This window comes from Abyssibius alkaniclasticus, assembly GCF_020447305.1.
In the GTDB taxonomy this organism is placed as follows: Bacteria; Pseudomonadota; Alphaproteobacteria; order Rhodobacterales; family Rhodobacteraceae; genus Abyssibius; species Abyssibius alkaniclasticus.
Genome location: NZ_CP095732.1, coordinates 2822503 through 2843144, shown reverse-complemented (window position 1 = coordinate 2843144; position 20642 = coordinate 2822503). Strand labels below are relative to the sequence as shown.

Annotated in this window: 23 protein-coding genes; 5 read left to right on the top strand and 18 right to left on the bottom strand. The window is 60.8% G+C overall.

What is annotated here, in order from left to right; all coding sequences use genetic code 11:
• Window positions 1-4 precede the first annotated feature (4 nt).
• Entirely contained in the window at window positions 5-805 is an 801-nt protein-coding gene (cysE, locus tag LGT41_RS14100; protein ID WP_274127547.1) for a serine O-acetyltransferase, read from the top strand.
• A 78-nt stretch (window positions 806-883) separates the two neighbouring features.
• Here cysE and LGT41_RS14095 read toward each other — a convergent pair whose 3' ends face one another.
• The 8 genes from LGT41_RS14095 to tkt form a co-directional block, all read right to left on the bottom strand.
• On the bottom strand, window positions 884-2191 hold the full coding sequence (locus LGT41_RS14095) for a pyruvate dehydrogenase complex dihydrolipoamide acetyltransferase (protein ID WP_274127546.1): 1308 nt from the start codon (window positions 2189-2191) through the stop codon (window positions 884-886).
• Window positions 2192-2200: 9 nt separating this feature from the next.
• Window positions 2201-3565 carry a pyruvate dehydrogenase complex E1 component subunit beta gene (locus LGT41_RS14090; RefSeq protein WP_274127545.1) on the bottom strand — a complete coding sequence of 455 codons (1365 nt, stop codon included), beginning with the start codon at window positions 3563-3565 and terminating at the stop codon, window positions 2201-2203.
• Between the two features lie 14 nt (window positions 3566-3579).
• Entirely contained in the window at window positions 3580-4581 is a 1002-nt protein-coding gene (gene pdhA, locus LGT41_RS14085) for a pyruvate dehydrogenase (acetyl-transferring) E1 component subunit alpha (RefSeq protein ID WP_274127544.1), read from the bottom strand.
• Window positions 4582-4697: 116 nt separating this feature from the next.
• Entirely contained in the window at window positions 4698-5000 is a 303-nt protein-coding gene (locus tag LGT41_RS14080) for an FtsB family cell division protein (protein WP_274127543.1), read from the bottom strand.
• Window positions 5001-5187: 187 nt separating this feature from the next.
• Window positions 5188-6117 (bottom strand): class I fructose-bisphosphate aldolase, encoded by a 930-nt coding sequence (locus LGT41_RS14075; protein ID WP_274127542.1) that lies wholly within the window; start codon window positions 6115-6117, stop codon window positions 5188-5190.
• A gap of 31 nt (window positions 6118-6148) precedes the next feature.
• Window positions 6149-7339 carry a phosphoglycerate kinase gene (locus LGT41_RS14070; protein ID WP_274127541.1) on the bottom strand — a complete coding sequence of 397 codons (1191 nt, stop codon included), beginning with the start codon at window positions 7337-7339 and terminating at the stop codon, window positions 6149-6151.
• 15 nt (window positions 7340-7354) lie between these two features.
• Window positions 7355-7498: a glyceraldehyde-3-phosphate dehydrogenase gene (locus LGT41_RS14065; protein ID WP_274127540.1), complete on the bottom strand. Its 144-nt coding sequence runs from the start codon at window positions 7496-7498 to the stop codon at window positions 7355-7357.
• A gap of 48 nt (window positions 7499-7546) precedes the next feature.
• Complete coding sequence (tkt, locus tag LGT41_RS14060; protein ID WP_274127539.1) at window positions 7547-9565, bottom strand: transketolase; 2019 nt, start codon at window positions 9563-9565, stop codon at window positions 7547-7549.
• 194 nt (window positions 9566-9759) lie between these two features.
• Here tkt and LGT41_RS14055 point away from each other — a divergent pair, with 194 nt between their 5' ends.
• Both LGT41_RS14055 and LGT41_RS14050 read left to right on the top strand, forming a co-directional pair.
• Window positions 9760-9972, top strand: coding sequence for a hypothetical protein (locus tag LGT41_RS14055; protein WP_274127538.1), 213 nt, complete (start codon window positions 9760-9762; stop codon window positions 9970-9972).
• Window positions 9965-10396, top strand: a complete 432-nt coding sequence (locus LGT41_RS14050; protein WP_274127537.1) for a cell division protein ZapA — start codon at window positions 9965-9967, stop codon at window positions 10394-10396. Before LGT41_RS14055 ends, LGT41_RS14050 begins: the two co-directional genes overlap by 8 nt.
• Before the next feature lie 117 nt (window positions 10397-10513).
• Here the strand turns inward: LGT41_RS14050 and LGT41_RS14045 are convergent, their stop codons facing one another.
• From LGT41_RS14045 to ilvC, 10 genes are all read right to left on the bottom strand, one after another.
• A complete protein-coding gene (locus LGT41_RS14045) occupies window positions 10514-11488 on the bottom strand; it encodes a glutathione S-transferase family protein (protein WP_274127536.1) in 975 nt (324 codons plus the stop codon).
• A 130-nt stretch (window positions 11489-11618) separates the two neighbouring features.
• Window positions 11619-11984, bottom strand: a complete 366-nt coding sequence (grxD, locus tag LGT41_RS14040) for a Grx4 family monothiol glutaredoxin (protein WP_274127535.1) — start codon at window positions 11982-11984, stop codon at window positions 11619-11621.
• Window positions 11985-11988: 4 nt separating this feature from the next.
• Window positions 11989-12231, bottom strand: coding sequence for a BolA family protein (locus tag LGT41_RS14035; protein ID WP_274127534.1), 243 nt, complete (start codon window positions 12229-12231; stop codon window positions 11989-11991).
• Between the two features lie 52 nt (window positions 12232-12283).
• On the bottom strand, window positions 12284-14446 hold the full coding sequence (gene purL / locus LGT41_RS14030; protein ID WP_274127533.1) for a phosphoribosylformylglycinamidine synthase subunit PurL: 2163 nt from the start codon (window positions 14444-14446) through the stop codon (window positions 12284-12286).
• Window positions 14447-14663: 217 nt separating this feature from the next.
• Window positions 14664-15116, bottom strand: a complete 453-nt coding sequence (locus tag LGT41_RS14025; protein WP_274127532.1) for a tellurite resistance TerB family protein — start codon at window positions 15114-15116, stop codon at window positions 14664-14666.
• A complete protein-coding gene (locus tag LGT41_RS14020; RefSeq protein ID WP_274127531.1) occupies window positions 15117-16763 on the bottom strand; it encodes a CTP synthase in 1647 nt (548 codons plus the stop codon).
• A 187-nt stretch (window positions 16764-16950) separates the two neighbouring features.
• Window positions 16951-17295, bottom strand: coding sequence for a preprotein translocase subunit SecG (gene secG, locus LGT41_RS14015; RefSeq protein WP_274127530.1), 345 nt, complete (start codon window positions 17293-17295; stop codon window positions 16951-16953).
• Window positions 17296-17389: 94 nt separating this feature from the next.
• The gene (locus LGT41_RS14010) at window positions 17390-17968 is read right to left on the bottom strand and encodes a hemerythrin domain-containing protein (protein ID WP_274127529.1); all 579 of its coding nucleotides are present in this window, start codon (window positions 17966-17968) and stop codon (window positions 17390-17392) included.
• Window positions 17952-18353 (bottom strand): DUF6524 family protein, encoded by a 402-nt coding sequence (locus tag LGT41_RS14005; protein ID WP_337993015.1) that lies wholly within the window; start codon window positions 18351-18353, stop codon window positions 17952-17954. Before LGT41_RS14005 ends, LGT41_RS14010 begins: the two co-directional genes overlap by 17 nt.
• A gap of 211 nt (window positions 18354-18564) precedes the next feature.
• The gene (ilvC, locus tag LGT41_RS14000; RefSeq protein WP_274127528.1) at window positions 18565-19587 is read right to left on the bottom strand and encodes a ketol-acid reductoisomerase; all 1023 of its coding nucleotides are present in this window, start codon (window positions 19585-19587) and stop codon (window positions 18565-18567) included.
• Between the two features lie 131 nt (window positions 19588-19718).
• Here ilvC and LGT41_RS13995 point away from each other — a divergent pair, with 131 nt between their 5' ends.
• Together LGT41_RS13995 and LGT41_RS13990 are read left to right on the top strand one after the other, a co-directional pair.
• Window positions 19719-20177 carry an Lrp/AsnC family transcriptional regulator gene (locus LGT41_RS13995; RefSeq protein ID WP_274127527.1) on the top strand — a complete coding sequence of 153 codons (459 nt, stop codon included), beginning with the start codon at window positions 19719-19721 and terminating at the stop codon, window positions 20175-20177.
• A complete protein-coding gene (locus tag LGT41_RS13990; protein ID WP_274127526.1) occupies window positions 20174-20635 on the top strand; it encodes an Lrp/AsnC family transcriptional regulator in 462 nt (153 codons plus the stop codon). The genes LGT41_RS13995 and LGT41_RS13990 overlap by 4 nt, the downstream gene beginning before the upstream one ends.
• Window positions 20636-20642 lie beyond the last annotated feature (7 nt).

Sequence of the window (20642 nt, the reverse complement as noted above, 5' to 3'; positions counted from 1 at the left end):
TGAAATGAACAAGACCAACCCGAAAATTGCCCGAGTCGACCCTGTCTGGAGCCAGATTCAGGACGAGGCGCAAGCAATTGTTGCCGATGAAGCCGCGCTGGGCGGAATGATTTTTGCCGGTGTCATCCACCACAAATCGCTTGAGGCGGCCTTGGCGCATCGCATTGCACAAAAGCTGGCCTCGGGAGAGATGACCGAAGCGGTGTTGCGCGAGGTATGCCTTGAAGCCTATGAGAACGATAGCTGGCTGGGGCAGGCGGCGCGGGCCGATATTGTGGCGATTTTCGATCGCGACCCGGCCTGCCATCGGTTTATCCAGCCGCTTTTGTATTTCAAGGGGTTTCAGGCCGTGCAGGCGCATCGTGTGGCCAACTGGCTGTGGCGGCAGGGGCGCAAGGATATGGCCTATTTCATCCAGATGCGCGCCAGCGAAGTGTTCGGCGTCGACATCCACCCGGCGGCCAAAATCGGCCAGGGGCTGATGATTGACCATGCCCATTCCATTGTGATTGGTGAAACCGCCGTAGTGGGCGACAATGTGTCGATGCTGCATTCGGTGACATTGGGCGGCACGGGCAAGCAGGATAGCGACCGGCACCCGAAAATCGCCGATGGTGTGCTGATCGGGGCCGGAGCCAAGATTCTGGGCAATATCAAGGTGGGCCATTGCAGCCGGATTGCGGCAGGCTCGGTCGTGCTGGAAGAAGTGCCACCCTGCAAAACCGTGGCCGGTGTGCCCGCGCGGATTGTGGGCGAGGCGGGTTGCGCCAACCCGTCCAAGACGATGGACCAGCTGCTTTCATAATGCAAAGCCCCCGAATTCGGGGGCTTTTTGGCAGGTCGAGGCCCCGGATCAAGTCCGGGGCGGCACCGTGCTTGTGACCTAGGCCAGCATCGACATCGGGTTTTCGAGATAGCCCTTGATGGCGGCCAGAAATGTTGCGCCAAGTGCGCCGTCGATCACGCGGTGGTCGACCGATAGGGTGACGGACATGACGGTTGCCACGGAAATCTCACCCTCGGCATTGACGACCGGCTTTTTGACGCCCGCCCCCACCGCCAGAATCGAGGCATGGGGCGGGTTGATGACCGCGTCGAAATTCTCGATCCCCATCATCCCGAGATTGGACACCGCAAAGCTGCCACCCTGATATTCATGCGGGGCGAGTTTGCGGGTTTTCGCCCGCGCGGCGAGGTCTTTCATTTCGACCGACAGGGCAGAGAGCGATTTTTGGTGGCTGTCGCGCAGCACGGGCGTGAACAGCCCGCCCTCGATGGCCACAGCGACAGCAACATCGGATGGCTTGAGCTTCAGCACACGGTCACCCGCCCAGACGGCGTTGCAATCGGGCACATCTTGCAGGGCCAGCGCGCAGGCCTTGATGATGAAGTCATTCACCGAAAGCTTGATGCCGCGCGCCTCGACCGTTTTGTTGAGCTTGGCGCGCAGCGCCATGAGCGCATCCAGCTCGATATCGCGGCGCAGATAGAAATGCGGGATGGTCGATTTCGCCTCGGTCAGGCGGGCGGCGATGGTTTTGCGCATCCCGTCGAGCGTGACCTCTTCGAATTCGCGATCGGCGTAGATTTTCTTGACCTGATCGGCGCTGGCGCTGCTGGCGGCTGCTGCGACCGGGGCCGGGGCGGCGCTTGCGGTAGCGGCAGGTTTGGCACCGGCTTTGGCGCCGTCCAGATCGGCTTTCACAATGCGGCCATGCGGGCCGGACCCTTTGATGGCGGCCAGATCGACACCCTTGTCGGCCGCGATACGGCGCGCCAGCGGGCTTGCGAAAATGCGGTTGCCATCGGCTGCGGCGGGGGCGGCTGGTGCGGCTGGTGCGGCTGGTGCGGCTTTTGGCGCGGCTTCGGCTGGTTTTGCCGCAGGCGCGGCCTCGGCTTTCGCGGCGGGGGCGGCCTCGGCCTTGGTGTCGATATCACCGGCGCTTTCGCCCTCTTCCAGCAGCACGGCGATCAGGCTGTTGACCTTCACACCCTCGGTGCCTTCAGCAACCACAATCTTGCCGATTGTGCCTTCATCGACCGCTTCGAATTCCATCGTCGCCTTGTCGGTTTCGATCTCGGCAATCACGTCGCCAGAGGCCACGCTATCGCCTTCCTTGACCAGCCATTTGGCCAGAGTGCCTTCCTCCATCGTGGGGGAAAGTGCGGGCATCAGAATGTTGATTGGCATCTTTCGCTCCTAACGGTAGGTGACGGCCTTGACGGCCTCGATCACTTCGGCGGTGGTGACCAGCGCCAGTTTTTCAAGGTTGGCGGCATAGGGCATGGGCACGTCCTTGCCAGCGCAGTTGATTACCGGCGCGTCCAGATAATCAAACGCCTGCTGCATGATGACAGCCGACAGATGGTTGCCGATGGAGCCAACGGGATACCCCTCTTCCACAGTCACGCAACGGTTTGTTTTCTTTACAGAATTCAGCACCGTATCATAGTCGATTGGCCGCAGCGAGCGCAGGTCGATCACCTCGGCGGAGATGCCCGTTTCGGCCAACGCGTCGGCGGCGGCAAGCGCGTATTGCATTCCGATGCCAAAGCTGACGATGGTGACATCTTTTCCCTCGCGCCAGATGCGGGCCTTGCCGATGGGCACGGTGTAATCGTCGATCTCTGGCACTTCGAAGCTGCGACCATAGAGGATTTCATTTTCCAGAAAGATGATCGGGTTCGGGTCGCGGATGGCCGATTTCAGCAGGCCTTTGGCATCGGCCGCGGAATAGGGCATGACGACCTTGAGGCCGGGGATTTGCGCATACCAAGCGGCATAATCCTGGCTGTGCTGCGCGCCCACGCGGGCGGCGGCGCCATTGGCCCCGCGAAACACGATGGGGCAGCCCATTTGCCCGCCCGACATGTAAAGCGTTTTGGCCGCCGAGTTCAGGATCTGGTCAATCGCCTGCATGGCGAAGTTGAAGGTCATGAACTCGACAATCGGGTTGAGGCCGGCGAATGCGGCCCCAACGGCAAGGCCGGTGAAGCCATGTTCGGTAATGGGTGTGTCGATCACCCGGCGTTCGCCAAATTCGGCCAGCATCCCCTGTGAAATTTTATAGGCGCCCTGATATTCGGCCACCTCTTCGCCCATCAGGAACACATTCTCGTTGGCGCGCATTTCTTCAGACATCGCATCGCGCAAGGCTTCGCGCACGGTTTGGGTCTTGAAGGTGGTGCCTTCGGGCAGGTCAAGCTCGACAGGTGTGGAGGCGACGGGTTTGGCCGTGGCGGGCGTGCTTGGCGCGGCTTCGGCTTTTGGCGCTTCAGCCTCGGCTTTCGGGGCGGCGTCGGGCGTGGCATCGGCGCTTTCGCCTTCTTCCAGCAGCACGGCGATCACTTCGTTCACCTTCACGTTTTCGGTGCCCTCGGGCACGGTGATCTTGCCGATGATCCCGTCATCGACCGCTTCAAATTCCATCGTGGCCTTGTCGGTTTCAATTTCGGCCAGAATGTCGCCGGATGACACGGTGTCACCTTCTTTGACGAGCCATTTGGCCAGCGTGCCTTCTTCCATCGTGGGGGAAAGGGCGGGCATGAGGATATTTGTTGCCATGTTGTCTTTCTCCCTTATGCGTAAATGTCGGTCCAAAGCTCGGCTTCGGCCGGCTCCGGGCTTTCAACGGCAAAATCGGCCGAGGCGCTGACGATGGATTTGATTTCCTTGTCGATGGCTTTCAGATCGTCCTCGGATGCGTGTTTGCCGCCAAGCAGCATATCGCGGATATGGTCGATCGGGTCACGCTCGTCGCGCATTTTCTGCACCTCTTCGCGGGTGCGGTATTTGGCCGGGTCCGACATGGAATGCCCGCGATAGCGATAGGTGTTCATTTCCAGAATATAGGGGCCCTTGCCCGCACGGCAGTAGGCCACGGCCTTTTCGGCAGCAGCCCTGACGGCCAGCACATCCATGCCGTCAACCGCTTCACCGGGAATGCCGAAGGCCTCGCCGCGCGTGTAAAGCGCGGGCGTGGATGAGCCGCGCTTCATGCTGGTGCCCATTGCATACTGGTTGTTCTCGATCACGAAAATGCAGGGCAGTTTCCAGAGGCTGGCCATGTTGAAGGTTTCATAGATCTGGCCCTGATTGGCGGCGCCATCGCCGAAATAGGCGAAGGCCACATTGTCATTGCCGCGGTATTTATTGGCGAATGCCAGCCCCGCGCCAATGGGCACTTGTGCGCCGACAATGCCGTGGCCGCCATAAAAGTTCTTCTCTTTGGAGAACATATGCATGGAGCCGCCCTTGCCTTTGGAATAGCCCCCTTCGCGCCCCGTCAGTTCGGCCATCACGCCTTTCGGGTCCATCCCGCAGGCCAGCATATGGCCGTGGTCGCGGTAGGATGTGACGCGCTGGTCGCCTTCCTTGGCTGCGGCCTCAAGGCCCACGACAACCGCTTCCTGCCCGATATACAAATGGCAGAAGCCACCGATCTTGCCCATGCCGTAAAGCTGGCCGGCCTTTTCCTCAAACCGGCGGATGAGCAGCATTTCGCGGTAATAGCCCAGCAACTCCTCGGCTGCGACATTCGATTGCTTTGCTGGCTGTTTGGCCTTCTTGGCTGTCGCCATCCCGACATCCTCCGATTATAGTTTAGCGTTAAACCATAGTATACAGAACCAAAACGCGCGCGACACGTGTTTTTTTGACCTAAGGGTATGCAATGGTTGCAAAGCCGGGGTGAGGCCTAGTTGAAGATGATCTCGTCACCGCGCGCCATGCCCAGAACACGGCGGGCCTGCTCGTCGAGCAGGTCAAGGTCAAGATATTGATCTGAAAGCCGTTTTGTAAGATTCGCGGCGGCTTCACGCTCGGCTTTCAGGCTGGAAAGTTCGGCTTCCAGAAAATCGCGCTGGTCTTGCACCTGGAATAATTTCAAGAGCCCGTTTTCGCCCTGAATGGCCGTAAAGGCGAAATATCCCATAGCCACAACCACGAGAAATGCGAGAATTACATCGCCGATCCGACTTTTTTGCGTCGTAGAGTCCATGCCTGTATGCTTTTCGCCGTGTTTTTATGGGTGCTGCGAATCATGACAGATGTGATTCGACTTGTGAATCCCCTAATTGAAAAAATAACCGGGTCGATGCCGCAAACTGCGCCGCCCCGGGCCTGACCCGGGGCCTCTGCTGCAAGGTCGAGGTCCCGGGTCAGGCCCGGGACGCCGCAGGATGGTATCAGGCTTTGCCCTTGTAGATATCGACCAGCTTGCCAAGCATCTCAAGCGCATCGGCGCGCGGGCGCTGGAAGGTGTTGCGCCCGATGATCGAGCCGTTACCGCCGCCATCGCGGATGGCGCGGGCATCGTCATACACGCTATCGGCACCTTTTTTGGCCCCTCCGGAAAACACGACAATGCGGCGACCGTTGAAGGCCGAGCGCATGATATCGCGCACGCGGGCGGTTTGATCGGCGATGTCGATCTTCTCGGCCTCATACACCGCCTTGGCTTCTTTCAGCGACAGATGGTCGGTGGGCAGTTTGACCTTGATGATATGCGCCCCCAGCAATGCTGCGATTTGCGCGGCATAGGCCGAAATATCGGCGGCGGTTTCGCCGTTCTTGTCCAGCGCCTCGCCGCGTGGATAGGACCAGATGACCGTGGGAATGCCAACCGCCGCGGCCTCGGCGCGCATTTCGGAAATTTCCTCGAACATTTCCAGCCCCATTGTCGAGCCGGGATAGATGGTGAAGCCGATGGCGGCACAGCCAAGGCGCAAGGCATCGTCAACGCTGGCGGTGATGGCCTGATCTTTGAACGCCGCGTCCGGAATGAGCGAATTGGCGGAATTGGCCTTGAGAATGGTGGGGATGGCGCCTGCATAGGTGTCGGCCCCGGCTTCCAGCATACCAAGCGGGGCGGCATAGGCGCTCATCCCGGCATCGATGGCAAGCTGATAGTGGTAATGCGGGTCATAGGCGGCCGGGTTGGGTGCAAAGCTGCGCGCCGGGCCATGTTCAAACCCCTGATCGACGGGCAGGATGATGAGCTTGCCGGTGCCGCCAAGCTTTCCTTCCATCAGAATACGCGCAAGGTTGCCCTTCACGCCGGGATTGTCGCTTTCGTAATTGCGCAGGATCGCCTGCACGGCTTTGGTCACTTTCATCGCAATTGGGCCTTTCGTGCGGTGGTTGTGGTTATCGGGACAGCGCCGCCACGCCGGGCAGGGTTTTGCCTTCCATCCATTCCAGGAAAGCCCCGCCCGCCGAGGAGACATAGGTGAAGTCATCCGCCACCCCGGCGGCGTTCAGCGCAGCCACGGTATCGCCCCCGCCAGCAACCGAAAGCAGCTTGCCCGCACGGGTAAGTTCTGCGGCGGCGCGGGCGGCGGCATTGGTGGCCATGTTGAACGGTTCCAGTTCGAACGCCCCAAGCGGTCCGTTCCAGACAAGGGTTTTGGCGCGGGCAAAGGCGCCTTCGATACGGGCCACGGCCATCGGGCCTGCATCCAGGATCATCGCATCGGGCGGGCAGGCGGTGGCGGCCACGGTCATATTGGGGGCATGGGCGGCAAATTCGCGTGCCACAACCACATCTGTTGGCAGGATCAGGTCGCAATCGGCTTCGGCCGCGCGCTCCATGATGGCGCGGGCAGTATCGGCAAGGTCGCGCTCATAAAGCGATTTTCCAACCGGAATGCCCTGGGCCGCCAGAAATGTGTTGGCCATGCCGCCGCCGATGACGATCATATCGACCTTGTCGATCAGATTGCCAAGCAGGTCGAGCTTGGTGGAAACCTTCGCCCCGCCAACCACGGCAACAACCGGGCGTTCCGGCCTGGCCAGCGCGGCTTCGAGTGCCGAAAGCTCGGCCTGCATGAGGCGGCCTGCACAGGCGGGCAAATGGTGGGCGACACCTTCGGTGCTGGCATGGGCGCGGTGGGCGGCAGAGAAGGCATCGTTGCAATAGACATCGCCCAAGGCGGCCAAAGCGCGGGCGAATTCGGGGTCGTTCGCCTCTTCTCCGGGGTAAAAGCGGGTGTTTTCCAGCAAAAGCGTGCTGCCCGCGGGCAGGGCGGCAATGGCGGCTTTGGCGTCCTCGCCCACGGTTTCGCCACAAAAGGCGACCGGGCTGCCAAGCGCGGCTTCAAGCGGGGCGCGCAGCGGCGCAAGGCTCATGCCTGGCACGGGCTTGCCTTTGGGGCGGTCGAAATGCGCCAGCAGAACCGGGCGGCCACCCTTGGCGAGAATGTCGCGCAGGGTGGGAATGATGCGCATGATGCGGGTGGCATCGGTGACGCGCCCATTTTCCATTGGCACGTTGATATCGACACGGGTGAGAACGGTCTTGCCGTTCAGATCAACCTCATCCAGCGTTTTCCAAGCCATCGGATTTTCCCCCGTTTAGCGCCAGAAGGCCAGCCAGCGAATGGCGGCGGTGGTCGCGTCCAGAAATATCTGCATCAGGTTCCACTCGAAATAGAAATAGTCTGCCGCAATGACGGTAATGATGATGGCCATCAACCAGAATGCGACATAGTTGGTCATGGAAACCTCGCAGGCAAAAAAACTGCGCCCGAAGGCGCAGTTCAGATCTTAGAGCAGGGCTTCGGCCGCCGCGGCGGTGGCTTCAGCCGTTATGCCGAAATGCGCGTAAAGCGCGGGCGCGGGGGCCGAGGCGCCAAACCCGTCCATGCCGATGAAGCCGGCCTTTTTGGCGGCGCCACGCTCGGCACAAAGCCATTTATCCCAGCCAAGGCGCACGCCGGCTTCCACCGCAACGCGCACCGGGCCGGCGGGCAGAACCTTGCGGCGATAGGCTTCGTCCTGAGCTTCAAACAGCTCCCAGCAGGGCATGGAGACAACGCGGGTGCCGATACCTTTGGCTTGCAGAATGTCGCGCGCGGCCATTGCAATTTCAACTTCCGAACCCGTGGCCATGAGGATCACGCGGCGCTTGCCCTCTGCTTCGGCCAGCACATAGGCGCCCTGGGCGGACAGGTTCCTGGTGCTGTGTTTGGTGCGCAGGGTTGGCAGGTTCTGGCGGGTCAGCACCAGAACGGAGGGGGTGCGGGCGGTGGTTGCGGCCAACTCCCAGGCCTCGGCGGTTTCAACCGTGTCGGCGGGGCGGAACACATGGGTGTTGGGTGTGGCGCGCAGCATGGCAAGATGCTCAACCGGCTGGTGGGTCGGGCCGTCTTCACCCAGACCAATGCTGTCATGCGTCATCACATAGGTGGTGCGAATGCCCATGAGTGCCGACAGGCGCATCGCGCCGCGCGCATAATCGGTGAAGCACAGGAAGGTGCCGCCATAGGGCATGACACCGCCATGCAGGGCCATGCCGTTCATGGCCGCCGCCATACCGTGTTCGCGGATACCGTAGTAAACGTAACGCCCGGCGCGGTTTTCAGCATCAAACGTGCCAAGCCCCTTGGTGAGCGTGTTGTTCGAACCCGTCAGATCGGCCGAGCCGCCAATGGTTTCGGGCATCACGCTGTTCAGCACCTCCAGCACCATTTCGCTGGATTTGCGGGTGGCGATTTTGGGTGCGGAGTCGGAGATGGTTTTCTTGAAGGCGCGGATTGCTGCGGCAAGCTTTTTGGGCGCTTCGCCAGCGATAACGCGGTCAAACTCGGCGGCTTTGGTGGTGGACAGGCTCGCCTTGCGGGCTTCCCATGCGGCACGGGCTTCGCTGCCGCGCGCGCCGATCGCCTCCCAGGCCGATTTGATATCGGCGGGAATGACGAAAGCCGGATGCGACCAGCCATAGATTTCGCGAACCTTGGCGATTTCTTCGGCCCCGAGCGGTGCGCCATGCGCGCCCGATGTATCCTGTTTCGCAGGCGAGCCAAAGCCGATATGGGTGGCGCAATCTATCATCGCCGGGCGCGGGCTGGCCTTGGCGGCGGTCAGCGCGCGGTCGATATCGGCCGGATCATGGCCATTGCAGGCGAACACATCCCAACCACAGGCGGCAAAGCGGGTCTGCTGGTCGGTAATGTCGGACAGGGCGACCTTACCGTCGATGGAAATGCCGTTATTGTCCCACATCACGATCAGCTTGTTCAGCTTCTGCTTGCCGGCCAGCGCAATCGCCTCATGGCTGATGCCTTCCATCAGACAGCCATCGCCGGCAATGACATAGGTGTAATGGTCGACGATCTTTTTGCCAAAGCGCGCGGCAAGGCTGGCCTCGGCCATCGCAAAACCAACCGCATTGGCCAGCCCCTGGCCCAGCGGGCCGGTGGTGGTTTCAATGCCGGATGCGTGCCCATATTCGGGGTGGCCGGCGGTGATCGCGCCCATCTGGCGGAAATTCCTGATCTGCGCGATGGTCATATCGGCGTAACCCGTCAGGTGCAGCAGCCCGTAGAGCAGCATCGAGCCGTGGCCCGCCGACAGGATAAACCGGTCACGGTCGGCCCAGTTGGGGGCGGAGGCATCAAATTTCAGGTGGTTCTCAAACAGCACGGTGGCCACATCGGCCATGCCCATCGGCATACCGGGATGGCCGGAATTTGCGGCCTGAACGGCGTCCATTGCCAAAACGCGCAAGGCGGCGGCTTTGTTCCAATGATCGGGGTGCTGGGCTTTGAGTGTGTCGATATCCACGAAAATCTCTCGCTTTTGGGCCGAAAAGGCAGGTTTCGCCGGGTTTCAGGGTTGGCGCCTTGTTAGCAGTATCCCGCCAAGCGTCAAGCCGGGTTGGGCATAATCCAGCCGACATGGCGCGAAAAACTGATTAAACTTGCGTCGCGCACCTGCAAATGCGATTCGTGCAACAACAGACGGGTGAAGGACAGGCGATGAGTGACTTGAAAAAACTGGAAAGCCGGATCAATGCGGCGCTGTCGCGGCTTGAGGCCGCCGAGGCCGGACATTTGGAGCTGACCAAGGAAAATGCCAGGCTGCGGGCCGATCTGGAAGAGCAGAAAAACCAGCGCCAGAGCGACCTGGAAGAGCTGGAGCGGCTGCTGGACCAGCTCAAACCGCTGATCGAGGAGGGTGAAAATGCCTGACATTAACATCGAGATTGGCGGGCGCAGCTTTGCAATTGCCTGCGAGCCGGGCGAAGAACCACAGGCACGCGCTGCTGCCGAATTGCTGAACGCCCAGGCGAAAACGCTGCAAGCCGCGCTGGGCCGCCTGCCCGAATCGCGCATGTTGCTGATGGCCGGGCTGATGCTGGCCGATCTGCAAAAAGAGCTGGAATGGAAGGCCAAGGATGCGTCTGAACGCGTGGCCGATATGGAAACACGCCTGCGCAAGGCTGAAAGCAAGGCGGCGGCCTTGGCGGCAGATCTGGAGCTTCAGGCCAGGAAGGCACCGTCAGCCGAGCCGAGTGCCGCGCCCGCCAGCCTGTTTGATTCGGTTGAATTGCCCGAAGCGATGAAGCTGCTGGAAAGCACCGCCAAGCGGCTGGAGAAGCTTGTGGCCGATTGAGCCTGATCTCGGCCTGCCGCGCAAGAAAGCCCCGAAAATTCGGGGCTTTTTGCTTGGCGGTGGCGGCGCGGCACGGGCGCGCTATTGGCAGCCTGGCGCCCGCGCCGCCTTGCACCGTCAGGCGCGGTTATGCGGTTGCATCCAGTCGATTGCCGGAGCCAAAGGCACGATCCGGTGCGGATTGATGCTTTCATGGCTGTAATGGTAGTGCCGCCTGATATGGTCGAACTTCACGGTATCGGCCACGCCGGGCTGCTGGAACAGATCGCGCGCATAGGCCCAGAGATTGGGAAAATCGACCAGGCGGTTACGGCTGCATTTGAAATGGCCGTGATAGACGGCATCAAAGCGGAACAGCGTGGGCGCTAGGCGCCAGTCGGCCTCGGTGATGCTGTCGCCCACAAGGTAGCGGCTTTTGGCAAGGCGCGCCTCCAGCCAGTCCATCGTGTCAAACAGCTCGCCCACGGCGGTATCATAGGCCCGTTGCGAGGTGGCAAAGCCGCAGCGATAGACACCATTGTTGAGCGTGTTGTAAACACGGGTGTTGACGGCGTCGATCTCGTCTTCCAGCCCGGCGGGGCGGAAGGTTGCGGTATTGCCGGTCAGCCCGTTGAAGGCCGTGTCGAACATGCGGATGATCTCGGCGCTTTCGTTGGAGACGATGCTGTTGGTCTGCTTGTCCCACAGGATCGGCACGGTGACGCGGGCCGACACGCCGGAATCGGCGCGCTGGTAGATTTCGTAAAGCTGTTTGGCACCGAACAAATGGTCGGGGGTTGCGCCATTATAGCTTTCGTCAAACTTCCAGCCCTTGTTCAGCATATCGGGGTGGACGACGCTGACGGTGATATGGTCGGCCAGCCCCCGCAACGCGCGGTAGATCAGCGTGCGATGCGCCCAGGGGCAGGCATAGCTGACATAGAGATGATAGCGCCCGCTTTCGGGCAGATAGCCGCCCGCACCGCTTGGCCCCGGCGCGCCATCGGGCGTGACCCAGTTGCGGAAACTGGCATCGGGGCGGCGAAACGCCCCGTCGGATGACGTTGGGAAGTTCGGGTTCTCGTCCCATTCTCCGTTGATAAGCTGGCCCATAGTTTTTCCTTTCGTTTCATCCGATATAGATGCGGCGGTTTGGTGTATAAACCCCGCAGAGATACCAAGACTGTATCGAAAACGGAAACGGCGCCCGCAAGGACGCCGTTCATCGCACATGGGCTGTGCTTCAGTCTTCCTTGTTGGCTTCGCGGATTTTCGCGGCAGCCTCGGCGTCAAAGGCGATGCCGTTCTGGGTGAACAGCCCGTCAAGCTCGCCCGACAAGGTCATCTCGGTGATGATGTCGCAGCCGCCCACAAACTCGCCCTTCACATAAAGCTGGGGAATGGTTGGCCAGTCGGAAAAATCCTTGATGCCCTGGCGGATTTCATCATCGGCCAGCACGTTCACGTCTTTATAGGCCACGCCCATATAGTTGAGAACGCCCGCCACGCGGGATGAAAACCCGCATTGCGGCATTTGCGATGTGCCCTTCATGAACAGGACAACATCGTTGCTGGAAACGGTTTCGCGAATGGTATCTTCTGCCGACATGGGCTTACTCCGGTGCTTTGGTGGTGAGGGCCAGCGCGTGCAATTCACCCGCCGGGCCGTCCATTTTTCCCTTTAGGGCTGCGTAAACCAGTTGGTGCTGCTTTACCCGGTTCAGCCCGCGAAATTCTTCGGCAATCACGGTTGCCGCATAGTGGTTGCCATCGCCGGCAAGGTCGTCGATCTCGACCTTGGCGGTGGGGAAGGCGGCGCGGATCAGCGCCTCGATCTGGTGTGCTTGCATGGCCATTGTTACATTCCTTTAGCGCAAATCTATGCCTGCGGCGATACGGTTACAAGGCCTAGCCAAAAGCCTGCGGCAGCGCGCCGCGATGGGCGGCGGTAACGATGTTCAGCGGCAGGGTCGCGGTGCCAAGCGTGATGTTCTCGCCGCCAAAGGCGCCGATTTCGGCCAAAGGCACGCCGGTTTCGGCGGCCAATGCGGCCAGTTCGGGCAGGTTATCGGCCGGCAAAGCCAGCAGATAGCGGCCCTGATCCTCGCCAAACAGATAGCCGGTGCCGGTTTGCGCAATGCTGACCCCGCATTTGCCTGCAATGGCCATTTCGGCGGCAGCAAGCGCAAGCCCGCCATCGGCAAGGTCGTGCGCGGCGGTAATCAGGCCGCGGGCGGCGCGCACGAATTCGCCATTGCGCCGCTCGGCCCCAAGGTCGACATGCGGCGCGTCGCCATCTTCGCGGCCAAACAGCTCGGCAAGCAGGGCGGATTGGCCCAAATGGCCCTGTGTCTCCCCCACCAGCACCAGAATATCGGCGCTATCCGGAACGGCGCGGATGATATCCTCAACCGAATCAAGCAGCCCGACCGCGCCGATTGTGGGCGTGGGCAGAATGCCGCGCCCGTCGGTTTCGTTATAAAGGCTCACATTGCCCGAAACGATGGGCATATCCAGCACCAGACAGGCGGCGCCGATGCCTTCGATACAGCCCACGAATTGCCCCATGATTTCGGGCTTTTGCGGGTTGCCGAAGTTGAGATTGTCGGTTGTGGCCAAGGGGCGCGCGCCAGAAGCACACAGGTTGCGGAAGGCTTCGGCCACCGCCTGCTTGCCACCCTCGACCGGATTGGCGCGGCAATAGCGCGGGGTGACATCCGAGGTGAAGGCGATGGCCTTGTTGGTGCCATGCACGCGCACGATGCCCGCATCTGACCCCGGGCGCACCAGCGTGTCGGCCATGACGGTATGGTCATATTGCTCCCACACCCAGGCACGGCTGGCATAATTGGGGCTGGAGATGAGGGAAAGCAGCGCGGCGGCGGCGTCGATCTGCGGCAATTCGGCCATATCGGCAGCGGCGGCCGTGGGCAGCCAGGGGCGGTCATATTCCGGTGCATCGCCCGACAGGGCCTTCAGCGGCAGATCGGCCTTCACCTCGCCATTCATGCAGACAAGGAACCGGTCTTCGGCGATGGTTTCACCGACGATGGCAAAGTCGAGGTCCCATTTATCGAATACAGCCTTGGCCACGGCCTCTTTTTCCGGGCGCAGCACCATGAGCATCCGCTCCTGGGATTCAGACAGCATCATTTCATAGGCGGTCATGCCGGTCTCGCGGCAGGGCACTTTCTCAAGGTCGAGCCGCACGCCAAGACCGCCCTTGTCGCCCATTTCAACGGCAGAACAGGTCAGGCCAGCGGCCCCCATATCCTGGATGGAGATGACAGCGCCGGTGCGCATCAGTTCCTGGCAGGCTTCCATGAGGCGCTTTTCGGTGAACGGGTCACCGACCTGCACGGTGGGGCGCTTGTCTTCAATGCTGTCATCAAACTCGGCGCTGGCCATTGTCGCCCCGCCGACACCATCGCGCCCGGTCTTGGCGCCCAGATATACAACCGGCATCCCGACACCGCTGGCGGCCGAGTAGAAAATCTTGTCGGCATCGGCCAGCCCGGCGGCAAAGGCGTTCACAAGGCAGTTGCCGTTATAGGATTTGTGAAAGCGCAGCTCGCCGCCGATATTCGGCACGCCAAAGCAGTTGCCATAGGCGCCGATGCCCTCGACCACACCATTGACCAGCGATCTGGTTTTCGGGTGGGAAACTTCGCCAAAGGAAAGCGCGTTCATCGTGGCGATCGGGCGCGCGCCCATTGTGAAGACATCGCGCAGAATGCCGCCAATGCCGGTGGCCGCCCCCTGATGCGGCTCGATATAGCTGGGGTGGTTGTGGCTTTCCATCTTGAAGACCAGCGCCTGACCATCGCCAATATCGACCACGCCGGCATTCTCGCCGGGGCCGCAAATTACCTGCGGGCCGGTGGTGGGCAGGGTGCGCAGCCATTTTTTGGACGATTTATACGAGCAATGCTCGTTCCACATGGCCGAAAAAATCCCAAGCTCGGTATAGGTCGGCGCCCGGTTCAGGCGGCGAATGATCCGGTCATATTCATCGGCGCTCAGCCCGTGGGCCTCGATCAACGCTGGGGTGATTTCGGGCTCAATCGTCATGGCAGACCTCGCAACGGCTTGGGGGTTTGGCGGCCTTTTAGCGCCAAGCCCGTAAAGTTGAAAGGGGGATATCGTGATCGGCGCAAATGCGCGCACCCTTGCCGCACAGACGACGGCGCCCCGGACCTGATCCGGGGCCTCGAGCGGTAAAGGCAGGAGGCCCCGGATCAGGTCCGGGGCGGCGCTGGATGCGGCATCGGGATTGGTTTGTAGCGGCTCAGCCCTTGACCCGCGCTTGCGCGCGCTGGCGGGCAAAGGCGGATTCCTGGTCTGACAGGCCCAAAAGGCTGCAGATCAGGCGCAGAAAGCCGTTTTCCTCGTTATCGCGCCGCCCGTCGGCCAGGGCGAGCAGCCAGAGGTCTTCCATGACCTCGGCGCGGCGGTCATACTCCACCAGATCCTTGATCTGCTTGGTGAAATGCACATGGTCATGCGGTTCGGCCTCGGCGCGCTCGGCCTGCTCGACCAGCAATTCGGCGGCCACGTCATCAAGCTTGAAGCGTTCTTTCAGAATGTCGATGATCTGGGCGCGCTCTTCCAGCACATATTCGTAATCGGTGCGCGCAAGCCGCACGAGCAGCACGGCCAGCGGCACACGCTCATCCGAGGGGCCGGATTGCGCCGACGATGTCTGGCCTCCGAACAGCGATTTGAAGAAATGACCTAACATCTAAACCAGCCTTGATTGTTCGACCGCCGCGCGCACGAAATCGGCGAAGAGCGGGTGGGGTGCGAAGGGTTTGGACTTCAGCTCCGGATGGAACTGCACGCCGATATACCACGGATGGCCCTTGAATTCGACAATTTCCGGCAGGCGCCCGTCGGGGGAAACGCCGGAAAACCTCAGCCCATGCGCCTCGAGTTGGTCGCGATAGGCCATGTCCACCTCGTAGCGGTGGCGGTGGCGTTCGGAAATTGCGGTGCTGCCATAGATTTCGGCCACCTGCGAGCCCGCTGCAAGCGTGGCATCATAGGCGCCAAGCCGCATGGTGCCGCCCTTGTCATCATCCGCCTTGCGCTGGATGGTGCGGTTGCCCTCCAGCCATTCCTTGAGATGATAGACAACCGGCTCGAACCGGCGCTGGCCGGCGGATTCGTGGTCGAATTCTTCCGAGCCGGCATTGGAAATGCCCGCCAGATTGCGCGCGGCCTCGATGACCGCCATCTGCATTCCCAGACATATCCCCAAATAGGGGATCTGGTGTTCGCGGGCATAGGCTGCGGCCTTGATCTTGCCCTCGGTGCCACGCTCGCCAAAACCGCCGGGCACCAGAATGGCGTGGTAGCCCTGCAGCCGGTCGGCGGCGTCTTCGCGGTCGAAAATTTCGCTGTCAATCCACTCGGCCTGCACTTTCACGCGGTTATGCATTCCGCCGTGGGTCAGCGCCTCGGCGATGGATTTATAGGCATCCTCAAGCTGGGTGTATTTGCCCACCACCGCCACGCGCACCTGCCCTTCGGGGTGGTAGACACGATCGGCCACATCTTCCCATTTGGACAGATCAGGGGCCGGGGCGTCGGTAATGCCAAAGGCGGCCAGCACGGCAGAATCCATCCCCTCGTGGTGATAGGCAAGCGGGGCCTCATAAATGGATTTGAGATCCATCGCCGCGATCACGCTGTCGGGGCGCACATTGCAAAACAGCGCCAGCTTCTCGCGCTCCTTTTCGGGGATCGGGCTTTCAGACCGGCAGACCAGCACATCGGGCGCAATGCCGATCGAGCGCAGTTCTTTCACCGAATGCTGGGTCGGTTTGGTTTTCAGCTCGCCGCTGGCGGCAATAAACGGCAGCAGCGTCAGGTGCATATAGACACAATCGCCGCGCGGCATATCCTGGCCAAACTGGCGGATGGCTTCAAAGAAGGGCAGGCCCTCGATATCGCCCACCGTGCCGCCAATTTCACAGAGCATGAAATCTACCTCATCGGCGCCGATTTTCAGAAAGTCCTTGATTTCATTGGTGACATGCGGGATGACCTGAATGGTTTTGCCCAGGTAGTCGCCGCGCCGCTCGCGCTCCAGCACGTTCGAATAGACACGGCCGGACGAGATCGAATCGGTCTTGCGCGCCGCCACGCCGGTGAAACGCTCGTAATGGCCAAGGTCCAGATCGGTTTCAGCGCCATCATCGGTAACGAAAACTTCGCCATGCTCGAAGGGTGACATGGTGCCGGGGTCGACATTCAGATACGGGTCGAGCTTGCGCAGGCGCACCGAATAGCCGCGCGCTTGCAGCAATGCGCCAAGCGCGGCCGAAGCCAGCCCCTTGCCCAAAGACGAAACAACGCCACCTGTAATGAAAATATAGCGTGCCATCGGCCCGGCCCCCGTGAATGTTGTGTTTTCTGGCGGTCACTGCAGGGCAAAACCCGCGCTCCACGGGATTTGAGTCATACCCTAAATCCGCCCGCTTGCCAAGCGCAGCAAGCCACAAAATCGCCAGATGATGTAGAAGGTCAAGCCAGGGCAACAGCATGTTGCCCCGCTTGGGTTATTGCGGGGTTTACTCGGCCGGGGGCGGCGCGGCGGGGGCATCGGCCCCAAGCGGTGCCAGCGGAATTTCCAGCGGCGCGGGCGCCCCGGCTGCCGGAACATCGCCGGTAATCACCGATTCGTCGGCGCTGTTGGCGGCGGCCATGACGGTAAGCGTGATGGAGGTGGTCAGAAACAGAATGGCCAGAATCCAGGTGAATTTGGTCAGCGCGGTTGCAGCGGCCCTGCCCGACATGGCGCCACCGCCGCCACCGCCGCCACCAAGGCCAATACCACCTTCCGACCGTTGCATCAGCACAACGGCAATCAGCGCCAGTGCGATAATCAGATGGGCGGTCAGAACGATGTTTTCCATTGCCTCAGGTCTCACTTTTATGCGGTTCGGGGTTTACCCGTTCGGGCGGCGCCTGTCCATGCGGCGGCGCCATACGATATGCTTGAGAGGCCACTTATAGCTGAACGGGCCCGTATTCAAGCAAGATCGGCACGATCAGCTCTTCCTCATCGGTCAAATGCCGGTCGAGCAGGTGGCCAAGGCTGTGGACATGGTCAAGATAGGTGGCAACGGGGTCGATATGCGCACCGCCCTCGGCAATGGTTTGCAAGGCGGTATTCGCTGCCTCGGTCAGGCCGGCCAGCGTATGGTCGAGCACATGATGGTCGGCATCAAGCAGATCGAAGCCCCGCACAAGCCGCAGATCACGCGCGCTGAGCAAGGGGAAATAGTGATGGTCCTCAATCTCGTGATGGCCGTGAAGCTGGTTGACCAGCATACTCGCCAGGCGCGATGTGCGGATGGCAAAGCGCGCCGGGTCGCTGTTTTGGTCAAGCAGGGTTTGCGCATCGGCCACCAGATCGGCCTGAAGGCGGCGGAACATCAGGTGACGGTCGAGCCAGAAGCGGGTGAGCTGGTCAAAATTGCCATGCGCCTCCCAGCCCTCACGCGGGTAGCCTGCCGCCAGCACGCGCAGCGCATCGGGCAGGCCCTTGCGGTTTTCCAGGCCAAGCGGATCATTCTTCGATGTCATCGACATCCAACTGCCCGGAAATTGCGCGGCGGATAATCGACCATGTCATGCCAATGCCCAGAACGAAAGACAGCGCGATCAACCCGATCCAGGTCATCGCGGTGGCATTGCCAATATCCAGCCAGCCCTGATCGTAGAATACCCAGACCAGCGCGCCGACCAGCGCCAGCACCAAAAAGATGCCAACCGGCCCGATGGAGCGGAATGTGGCGCGGATATAGATGATCCAGCCCAGCAGAACGACCAGCGTGACCAGAACCACCACCGGCAGGTTGCTGGTGTAGTTGTCCATCCCCCAGCGCACGAGGTTCCATTTCGTCGGGTTATAGGTGGCCATGACCAGAATAAGGGCAAAGCCCCAACGGATAAGCAGGCGCATCAGCATTGTGGTGTCTCCCAAATTGCGTGTTGCGCAGACTAGCGGGGCAGGGCGGGCGTGGCAATTGGGAGGTTTGGCGCGAAGGGTGATGGTGTGAAAAAAGGTGCGCAATGAATGCGCACCCTACGGGTTATGGTTGGGCACGAATGTGACCGCGTAGAATGCGCATTTATTGCGCACCGCTTTGGTCGCATTGATTGCGCAGCCTTGTTGCGGGTTAGTTCCGCGCTTTGTCGACCATTTTGCCCTTGGAAATCCACGGCATCATGGCGCGCAGCTTCTCGCCGACCTGTTCGATCTGGTGTTCGTCGTTGATGCGGCGGGTTGCCTTGAACGAGGGCTGGCCGACGGCGTTTTCCTGCATGAAATCACGCACGAATTTACCGTTCTGGATATCGGCCAGCACGGCCTTCATGCGGGCCTTGGTCTCGGCGTAAGGCAGAATGCGGGGCCCGGAGACATATTCGCCATATTCGGCGGTGTTGGAGATCGAGTAATTCATGTTGGCGATGCCGCCTTCATAGATCAAATCAACGATCAGTTTCACCTCGTGCAGGCATTCGAAATAGGCCATTTCCGGCTCGTAGCCAGCTTCCACAAGCGTTTCAAAACCCATGCGGATAAGCTCGACCAGGCCACCGCACAGCACGGCCTGCTCGCCGAACAGGTCGGTTTCGCATTCCTGGCGGAAGTTGGTTTCGATAATGCCCGAACGCCCGCCGCCGATGGCCGAGCAATAGGACAGGCCGATATCCATCGCCTTGCCCGAGGCATCCTGATGCACGGCCACAAGGCAGGGCACGCCGCCGCCTTTGGTGAACTCGCCGCGCACAGTGTGGCCGGGGCCTTTGGGGGCCATCATCAGAATATCGACACCGGGTTTTGGTTCGATCAGCCCGAAATGGATGTTCAGCCCGTGGGCGAAAGCCATCGCCGCGCCTTCGCGCAGATTGTCATGCACGTATTTCTTGTAGGTTTCGGCCTGCAACTCGTCGGGCATGGTGAACATGATCAGGTCACACCAGGCGGCGGCTTCGGCGATGCCCATCACCTTCAGGCCTTCGCCTTCGGCTTTCCTGGCGGAAGGCGAGCCTTCGCGCAGGGCGACGACGACGTTCTTCACCCCGGAATCGCGCATGTTCAGCGCATGGGCATGGCCCTGGCTGCCATAGCCGAGAATGGCGACCTTCATGTCCTTGATCAGGTTCACATCGCAATCGCGATCGTAGTAAACGCGCATGGTTTCTTCCTTCTGAATGCTGTTTCTGGCGGTAAGCTACGGATATTTTGGCGGTATGTGTTTCTGATTTTGCTGAAAATGCTGAAAATAGGTAATTCCAATAGGCAAAATCATGAGATATAGCAAAATTCATGCAGGTTGATGATACAGACCGGCGGCTGTTGCGGCTTTTGCAGGCCAGCCCCACGATTTCAACCGCCGACCTGGCGGTGCAGGCGGGTATGACCGTGGCACCCTGCTGGCGGCGGCTGGAAAAGTTGAAGACGGCGGGCGTTCTGAAAGGCAAGCGCGTGGTGGTGGATATGCGCGCGCTTGGCTACGGTGTGCAGGTGTTCCTGCGCATCAATCTGGACAAGACCGCGCCCAATGCCTTTGCCGAATTTCTGGCCGCGGCGCGCGACATTGCCGAGGTCGACACAATCCAGACCCTGCTGGGGCGGGTCGATATCCGCATGGATGTGCTGGCGCGCGACCTTGCGCATTATCAGGACATTTACAAGGGCAAGATCCTGGCGCTGCCGCATATTGCCGATATCGAGGCGCTGATGCTGGTATCGGAAGTAAAAAACACCGAGGCATTGCCGCTATGAGTGTTGCGCTGGATGCCACAGACCGCGCCATGCTGCGCCTGCTTATGGCCGAGGGCGATATGGGGGCGGCGGCTTTGGGCGCGGCGCTGGGCATCAGCCAGCCGGCTGCGTGGCGGCGCTTGCGGCGGCTGGAGGAAAGCGGCGTGATCACCGGGCGGCAACTGGTGCTGGACCGCATGAAGCTTGGCTATGAAGTTGTTGTTTTCCTTGGTATTAAACTGGCTGTAAAGGGCCGTGTCGGGCTTGAGGATTTTGAGCGCGCGGTGAGCGCGATCCCCGAAGTGCAGCTCGTGCAGCATGTGCTGGGCGTGTATGATTATCGGATCAGGGTTGTTGCGCGCGATCTTGCGGATTTCGAGCGAATCCTGCGCCGCCGGATCATGACCCTGCCGGGCGTTGGCGCGGTGGAAAGTAACGTTTTGCTGAGTGACGAGACGCGCGGCGGCCCGGTGGTTTGAATTTTTG